This window comes from Pseudoflavonifractor sp. BSD2780061688st1 E11, from assembly GCF_005844125.1.
In the GTDB taxonomy this organism is placed as follows: domain Bacteria; phylum Bacillota; class Clostridia; order Lachnospirales; family Lachnospiraceae; genus Sellimonas; species Sellimonas catena.
In genome coordinates this window covers 96,789-104,304 of the sequence record NZ_SPHM01000009.1, presented here as the reverse complement: position 1 = coordinate 104,304, position 7,516 = coordinate 96,789, and the positions used below count along the sequence as shown (strand labels likewise).

The 7,516-nt window shown below is 55.1% G+C and carries 10 protein-coding genes; all 10 read right to left on the bottom strand.

Translation table 11 applies throughout. From position 1 onward, the window contains the following. A partial coding sequence (locus FGQ85_RS06165; protein WP_347563057.1) for a major tail protein occupies nt 1–191 on the bottom strand: 191 nt, incomplete at its 3' end. Nucleotides 192–211: 20 nt separating this feature from the next. After that, complete coding sequence (locus tag FGQ85_RS06160; protein ID WP_138372952.1) at nt 212–556, bottom strand: hypothetical protein; 345 nt, start codon at nt 554–556, stop codon at nt 212–214. Then, entirely contained in the window at nt 549–932 is a 384-nt protein-coding gene (locus FGQ85_RS06155) for an HK97 gp10 family phage protein (protein WP_138372951.1), read from the bottom strand. The genes FGQ85_RS06160 and FGQ85_RS06155 overlap by 8 nt, the downstream gene beginning before the upstream one ends. A gap of 2 nt (nt 933–934) precedes the next feature. Continuing rightward, the gene (locus FGQ85_RS06150) at nt 935–1,267 is read right to left on the bottom strand and encodes a phage head closure protein (RefSeq protein WP_138372950.1); all 333 of its coding nucleotides are present in this window, start codon (nt 1,265–1,267) and stop codon (nt 935–937) included. Beyond that, entirely contained in the window at nt 1,267–1,542 is a 276-nt protein-coding gene (locus FGQ85_RS06145) for a head-tail connector protein (RefSeq protein WP_138372949.1), read from the bottom strand. The genes FGQ85_RS06150 and FGQ85_RS06145 overlap by 1 nt, the downstream gene beginning before the upstream one ends. A gap of 73 nt (nt 1,543–1,615) precedes the next feature. Continuing rightward, complete coding sequence (locus tag FGQ85_RS06140) at nt 1,616–2,821, bottom strand: phage major capsid protein (RefSeq protein WP_138372948.1); 1,206 nt, start codon at nt 2,819–2,821, stop codon at nt 1,616–1,618. A 14-nt stretch (nt 2,822–2,835) separates the two neighbouring features. Continuing rightward, nucleotides 2,836–3,576 carry a head maturation protease, ClpP-related gene (locus FGQ85_RS06135; RefSeq protein ID WP_138372947.1) on the bottom strand — a complete coding sequence of 247 codons (741 nt, stop codon included), beginning with the start codon at nt 3,574–3,576 and terminating at the stop codon, nt 2,836–2,838. Further along, a complete protein-coding gene (locus tag FGQ85_RS06130) occupies nt 3,573–4,835 on the bottom strand; it encodes a phage portal protein (RefSeq protein WP_138372946.1) in 1,263 nt (420 codons plus the stop codon). The genes FGQ85_RS06135 and FGQ85_RS06130 overlap by 4 nt, the downstream gene beginning before the upstream one ends. Before the next feature lie 18 nt (nt 4,836–4,853). Further along, complete coding sequence (locus FGQ85_RS06125; RefSeq protein ID WP_171027898.1) at nt 4,854–6,455, bottom strand: terminase TerL endonuclease subunit; 1,602 nt, start codon at nt 6,453–6,455, stop codon at nt 4,854–4,856. Between the two features lie 17 nt (nt 6,456–6,472). Beyond that, entirely contained in the window at nt 6,473–7,474 is a 1,002-nt protein-coding gene (locus FGQ85_RS06120; protein WP_207670225.1) for a DNA cytosine methyltransferase, read from the bottom strand. Nucleotides 7,475–7,516: the final 42 nt, after the last annotated feature.

Sequence of the window (7,516 nt, the reverse complement as noted above, 5' to 3'; positions counted from 1 at the left end):
GAGATTGTATAATAGGCGTACCCATCCGCGTAAAAATTGGACGGCTCGCCGTTGGGTTCCAAGGACAGGGATACCGCACCCGGCATAGCCACCGGCGTCCCAAAGGTCACCTCCCCGTCATCATCTACTGTAATCAACGCGTAATGCACGTTGCAGATATTAAATTTTACCTTATTCTTCTTCGCAGACATTTCCTGCTCCCTCCATTTCCTTATCCGTCCTGCCCTGCGCTTTCCCCGCCTGCCGGCATCTCAAACATATACAGGACTTCATACAGCTTTTCGCTGTCGATCCAGGTCTCCGATTTCTCATAAAAAATACCGCAGGCATCCAAAGCATCTTCCAGCTTTCTCTCCGCGGCTAAGTCCTTCTGGTCCGTATATAATTCCACCCGCACCTCGCTGATCCGGTAATAAACCTTTCCATCCGCGGAAAAGTTATCGCTCCCCGGCAGCAGGTAACAGAGGAACGGCGGATCCGGCGCCTCCCCTTCCGCGAAATGGTCATAAGCATAGGGGAAGCCGGTGCTTTTCAAAATATCCAGAAGTTTATCCATGTCTCAGGCTCCTTTCGATCTCTTCTTCCAGCTGCCGGATTCCCTTCTCCTCCGCCGGGGCGATATGGGCTTTGCCCTCCACCCGTCCGCCGTCCCGTTTTGCATGGCCATACTCCAGCAGATGGGCCAGCTGATAGCGGTTTTTGGAATGGACAGTCAATGTCAGGCTGTTGGATGTCTCTTTTGTCTTTTTCACCGCCCAGCTTTTGGCGTAATCCCCGGTATCCTTCGGGGCGTTGGCACGGATCTCCTTCCTTACCGTCTCCCCGGCATCCCTGACCGCCTGCTTCACATCCTCGGCAGCCAGATCCGCGTATTCCTCCAAAGTCTCCATAACAGTGTCCGCCAATTCCCCGATCTGTACCGTCTGTCCCATGGTCACCGCCTCGCTTTCTCACACCGGAACTTCAGCGCTTTCTTCTTATAGTTCATGTGGTCCACAGCCGCGATGTTGTAGATTTCCCCTTGAAACAGGATACGGAAACCGTCCGCTGTCACCTCCGCCGCCCGTTTGCAGAAACGGATAGTAAAAGCAATGTCAGAATCTACGACCGTCAATCCGGCGGCAGCCTTTTCCCGCCCGCCTTCCCCGCTGACCGTGGCATGACAGGTATAATAATCCTCCCAGACATTTCTTCGGTTTCCGATATCGTCCGCAACGACGGAGTTTTTCTGGAAGGTCACTTTTACATTCAGAAGAGCGATCTCCATCAGAACGCCTCCTTCCGGCTGCCGAAGAGCAGAGAGCGCAGCGTCAGGACCAGGGCATGGTGGTCAGCTTCCTCCCGGTGTTCATACAGATAGGCCACGGTATACATCACCGCCGCTTTTCCGTTTTCTGCCTCCTGCAGGCCGCTTTCCTCGTCCGTCCGCAGGATATCCATGCACATCCGCTCCGCTGACGCCAAAAGCGTGGTGATCAGCCCATCGTCTTCATCGTCATCCACCCGGAGATAATTTTTCATTTCTTCCAGCGTCACCATCATCCCATTGCCCTCCTTCCTTACCAGCGGCGCCCCTACATAAAAAGACGCCGCCCGCTTTTTCCCATCAGAACTATCAAGCGCTGGCCTTCTGCGCCAGTACCTTCACCGCTTCAGACAGCACCAGCTTCCCATCCACCCTCTGGGATCCAAGGAAGCCCACCTGGCCGTTGGCGGCATACAGTTCATTCAGCCGCTTAAAGGAACGTCCCTGCCGGTCCGCGATCCAGTAATAGCTGAAATCGCCGAAGGCAATGGTCTTTGCCCCCGCCGCGATCACCGGCATATAGGCGGAGGTCTTCACCGGCCTGCCAAGGATCGTGTCCGGCGTACCGGCCGCAAGGGAAGGCTGCCACAGGTACTGCCCCGTGGAATCCTTCAGTTTCCGCACCGCCTTGATGGTGGAATCGTTCAGCACCCATACCGCCTTCTTCCGGTACGGGGATTTCAGGGAATAGAACAGGTCCATCAGCTCATCTGCTGTTACCGCCGTAGAAGACGCAGCTGTCACCCCGGTCTGGGCGCCGCCGGTGGCCGCAAGGATGCCCAAAGGCTTCCCGGAACCGTCCCCGCTAAAGAACGCCTCTTCCTCCTTCGCCCCGATCCGGCGGGCAAATTCCTTCGCGATATAGGATTCCAGGTCAAAGACGCTGTCGTTTAAAAGTTCCTCGGACACCTTGATCATGGTACCCACTTTGTATGCTCCGATAGATACCTGGCCAAAGGAATCATCACTCTCCGTATAGGCCCCTTCCTCATCAATCCAAGAGGCCGTCCCTTTCGTTGCCACCACCGGGATCTTCCGGTCGCCGCTGGAAGTGCGGATCACGTTTGCCAGCTGGCGGAACACGTTTTCCTCTTCCAGGGCTTCCACCAGAGTGCGCTCATACTCATCCGGCACCAGGTACCCGCCCTCGGAATCCGTTCCTTCCTCCAAAGCATTGACCACACTGGGAAGCGGCACCTTGGAGCGCATGGCGTTCCAGAAGTTGGCCTTGTATTCCTCCGAAGCCCTCCCTGTCTTTTCCTTTCCCGCGCCGCCGGATGCCGGACGCCCGGTCAGGGGCGTATTCACCGGCTGGGACAGTTCCCTCTCAAAGGCTTCCTGCCGCTCCATCCGGGCAATCTCTTTTCCCAGATCCGTGATTTCCTGCTCCATGCGGGTATAGGCGGCGTCATCCTCCGCAGACAGCACACCTTTTTCATTCCTGTGGGAATCCAGAAAGGCTTTCGCCGCCTCCCACGCCTTCGCCCTCTTTTCTCTCAGTTCTAAAATCGTCATCGTCATGTCCTCCTCTAATTCTTCAATAAATTAAGCCGCTCGTAGAGACTGTCTACGCTGCGGCCTGTCGGTTCGGTTTTCTGTTTTGTCCTGCACTTTGCCGCGATCTTATCCATTAAGGAATTGACCGCGGCGGCTTCGGAATAGAGCATGGATACCGCGGGCGGCTCCATGTCATCCGGAACTTCAGAACGTTTCAGGATCCCGTCGGCAAATCCCAGTTCTACTGCTTTTCCGGCATCCATCCAGGTTTCCGCGTCCATCATGTGGGACAGCTTTGTCCGGGATAGGCCGGTCTTGATCTCATAGGCGTTGATGATGGAATCCTTCACGCTTTCCAGCATCTCAATGGCCTTCTGCATTTCTCCGGAATCTCCCCAGGCGATCGTTGCCGGATTATGGATCATCAGCATCCCCACCGGCGAGATCAATACCTTTGTTCCTGCCATGGCGATCACGCTTGCGGCAGACGCCGCGATCCCATCAATCTTTACCGTGACATTTCCTTTATAATCCATCAGCATGTTGTAGATCTGCGCCGCGGCCACACAGTCCCCGCCGGGGCTGTTGATCCAAACCGTGATATCGCCGCTTCCCGCCATCAGCTCTTCCTTAAAAAGAACCGGCGTGACTTCATCGTCATACCAGCTCTCCTCCGCAATCGTCCCATTCAGGAACAGCACTCTCTCAACGTTCTCTTCGCCGGAATCCTGATCCCGGATCTTCCTGCTTTTCCAGTTCCAAAACTTCTTCATCGGATTTCTTCCTCCTCTTTATTTCCTGCTGCGAACAATCCGGCATCCGCAAGCTTCGTCATGTTCCCGTTGATCAGGTACAGATCCCCGCCCTGCTCCGCCGGGATCCGGTCCAGGTTTTCCAGTTCCCGGATATCATTGGCGCTCATCCAGCCGTTCTGCCTTGCCGTGGCGTAGCCGTTCATCCGGCTTTGGTAGTCCCCGCGAAGCAGGCCGTCCACGTTGAACTTAATGAAATACTGCTTTTTCTCTTCCCTGGACAGTAAAGAACGCACCATGGACTGCTCCCACCGGGACACCCAGGGATCCAAAGTATACTTCACGAATTCCAGGGACTGCTGCTCGATATTGTTGAAAGACGACTTTTCCAGATCCCCGATCATATGGGGCGGAACCCGGAAGATCCGGGCGATCTCATCCAACTGGAACTTCCTTGTTTCCAGGAACTGTGCCTGCTCCGGCGAGATGGAGATGGGCGTATACTTCATCCCTTCTTCCAGCACCGCCACCTTGTTGGCGTTCCCGGATCCGCCAAATGTCCTCTGCCAGCTTTCCCGCACCCGGCTGGGATCCTTGATGGTCCCCGGATGTTCCAGCACCCCGGAAGGCGCCGCGCCGTTGGCGAAAAACTTCGCCCCGTATTCCTCGCAGGCCATGGCCATGCCGATGGCGTTCTTCGCCATGGCGATGGGCGAATAGCCCACCAGCCCGTCAAAGCCCAGCCCTGGGATATGCAGCACCTCATAAGGGGAGAGCCGCACCACAGATCCCTTCATGGTCGGGGCGTCATCGGAACACAGCGTATATTCATAGTACAGCTGCCCTTTCTCATCTCTATCCACATACATCCGGTCCGCCATCAGGGGATATAAGGCCACCACCTCGCCCCTTCCATTCCGGATAATCTGGGCGTAGGCATTGCCCCACAGAAGCAGGTGCGTCATCAGCGTCTCCCGGAACACGAAGGACGTCATCTCCGGGTTCGGCTCGTCATGGAGCAAAAAATAAAGCGGATGTTCCACCGCTTTTTCTTTCCCGCCATCATCGGTATATCTATAGAATTGTAATGGCAGGCTGGCCACCGCCTCCGACAAAATCCTCACGCAGGAGTACACCGCCGTCATCTGCATGGCCGTCCGTTCATTCACCCGCTTCCCGGATGTGCTCCCTCCCATAAAGAAGGCATAGCCGCTGCCAGACGTCCGGTTCTCCGGCTTATCTCTGCTCCTTCCAAATCCAAACAAACTTAAAATTCCCATGAAAACCTCCTGATCCTGTCAAAACACCAGCAGTCCTCTGGTATCGTAAACAGATTCCCTGGTATCATTCCCGCACCGGATCGCCCGGTCCAGCCCCATGATCGCCGCAATCGCTCCATCGATCTTCTCCGTGGACTTTTCCTTATCCGCCTTGATGTTCCCCGCCGGATCCGTACGGATAAAAATGTTGTCCATCATCCACCGCAGTACCGGATGCCCGCCGTGGGCAATCCTTTGCTCCAATGTCAGCTTCATCAGTTCCTTGGTGGGCGGCGACATATCCTTAAATCCCTGGCCGAAGGGAACCACCGTGAATCCCATGCCTTCCAGGTTCTGGACCATCTGTACGGCACCCCACCGGTCAAAAGCGATCTCCCGGATATTGAACCGTTCCCCCAGGCGCTCAATGAATTTCTCAATATAGCCATAATGCACCACATTCCCCTCTGTGGTCTGCAGGAACCCCTGCCGCTCCCACACATCATAGGGGACATGATCCCTGCGCACCCGCAGATCCAGCGTCTCTTCCGGGATCCAGAAATACGGGAGCAGCTGGAATTTATCTTCCTCATCCAGGGGCGGGAATACCAGGACAAACGCCGTAATGTCCGTAGTGGAGGAAAGATCCAGACCGCCGTAGCAGACCCGCCCTTCCAGTTCCTCTTCATTGACCGCGAAAGCGCATTGATCCCATTTCTCCATAGGCATCCAGCGCACCGCCTGCTTCACCCACTGGTTCAGCCGCAGCTGCCGGAAGGAGTTTTCCTCTCCTGGATTCTGCTTTGCTGACTCGCAGGCTGCCCTCACCTTGTCCATCCCCACCGTGATGTCCAGAGACGGGTTGGCCTTCTTCCAGACCTTCGGATCAGTCCAGTCGTCACCCTCATCCGCCCCATAGATCACCGGGTAAAAAGTCGGGTCGATCTTCCGGCCTTCCAGGATATCCTTTGCCTTCTGGTGCGTCTCATAGCAGATGGAGTTGGTATCCGTCCCCGCTGTAGTGATATAAAAGAACAGGGGCTGCATCCTTGCGTCACCGCTGCCTTTTGTCATGACATCAAACAGTCTCCTGTCCGGAGCTGCGTGCAGTTCATCATAGACCACCCCATGGATGTTGAATCCATGCTTGGAATAGGCTTCCGAACTGAGTACCTGGTAAAAGGAATTGGTCGGCAGGTAGATGATCCGCTTCTGGGATGCCAGGATCTTTACCCGCTTGGAAAGCGCCGGACACATCCGCACCATATCCGCCGCGACATCAAACACAATCGTCGCCTGCTGCCGATCCGAAGCGCAGCCATATACTTCCGCACGCTCTTCCCCATCCCCGCAGGTCAGCAGCAGGGCCACTGCCGCTGCCAGTTCGGATTTCCCCTGCTTCTTAGGGATCTCAATGTATGCCTGATTGAACTGTCGGTACCCATTCTCTTTGATCGTCCCAAACAGGTCCCGGACAATCTGCTCCTGCCAGTCAATCAGTTCAAACTTCTTTCCTGCCCATTTCCCTTTCGTATGGCACAGGCTCTCAATAAACGCCACCGCGTAGTCCGCAGCCTCTTTGTCATAATGGGAACCCTTCGCCATGAACCTGGTCTGCTTATACTTCTTCAGTTTTCTCACGGCTGTACCATCCCCCCTTACACGTATTTCAGCCACTGCCTGTACACCTCATTGGCAATGTTCGCCATCATCACCGGCGGCACGCTCATCCCGCAGACATAATTGACTTCCTGATCCATGAAATCATAATCTTCCGGAAACGTCTGTGTCGCCACATAATCATGGACGGAATATTTTTCCCCGTCACAGAACCTGGTTACAATCGCGCAGGCGGTATTGGTCGGCGCCACCCGGCAGTCTTCCACAATGGCATTGTTGAACATGGACAGTTTTCCGCGTTCCCTAATGGAGATATCTGCGAAACAGGTATCCCCCTTCTTCCTTTTCGCCACCAGCTCCGTCATTAGCGCTTTCTGGTAGGGAATCCCATGCTCGCTCCGCACTTCTCCGAAGCGGATCGACTTCTCATGGAAATCCAGCTTCAGCTTCGGCAGGTCCAGGTCATTGCGATGGGCAATAAAAAAGACACGTCTCCTCCTCTGCGGAACCCCCATGGTATGGGCGTCCAGCAGGAAGATCTGTGTCGCATAGCCCGCCGCTTTAAAGGCTTTCAGCAGTTCATTCACATAGCCCCTGGCGTTGCCTTTCAGCAGGCCGGAAACATTTTCCGCGATCACTGCCTTAGGCTTTAAAATCTCTGCTGTCCGGATGAAATGCAGGAACAGATCATCCAGCCGCTGTTTCTTCTGTCCTTCCCGGAATGCCTTTTCCTTTCCCCATGCCTTCTCCCGGTCCCCGGCAGTGGAGAATACGGAGCAGGGCGGCGACCCGTCCAGGATATCCAGATGCCTCAATTCCTCCGGGTAGACCTGCAGCTGATTGAATTCCCGGATATCCATCAGATACGGATATTTCGGATGATGGTTCCGCCTGTACAGCTTCATCATCTCCGGGTCAATCTCACAGTTCCCCAGCACCGTATACCCGGCAAGCTTATATCCCATGGAAGAGCCTCCGCCGCAGGAGAAACAGCTGAATACTGTTTTTCCGTTCTTTGGAACGTCCTTCAAATCATCCATCCGCCATTTCCATGGGAACCTGTGGTCAGTTGAATTTAAAGC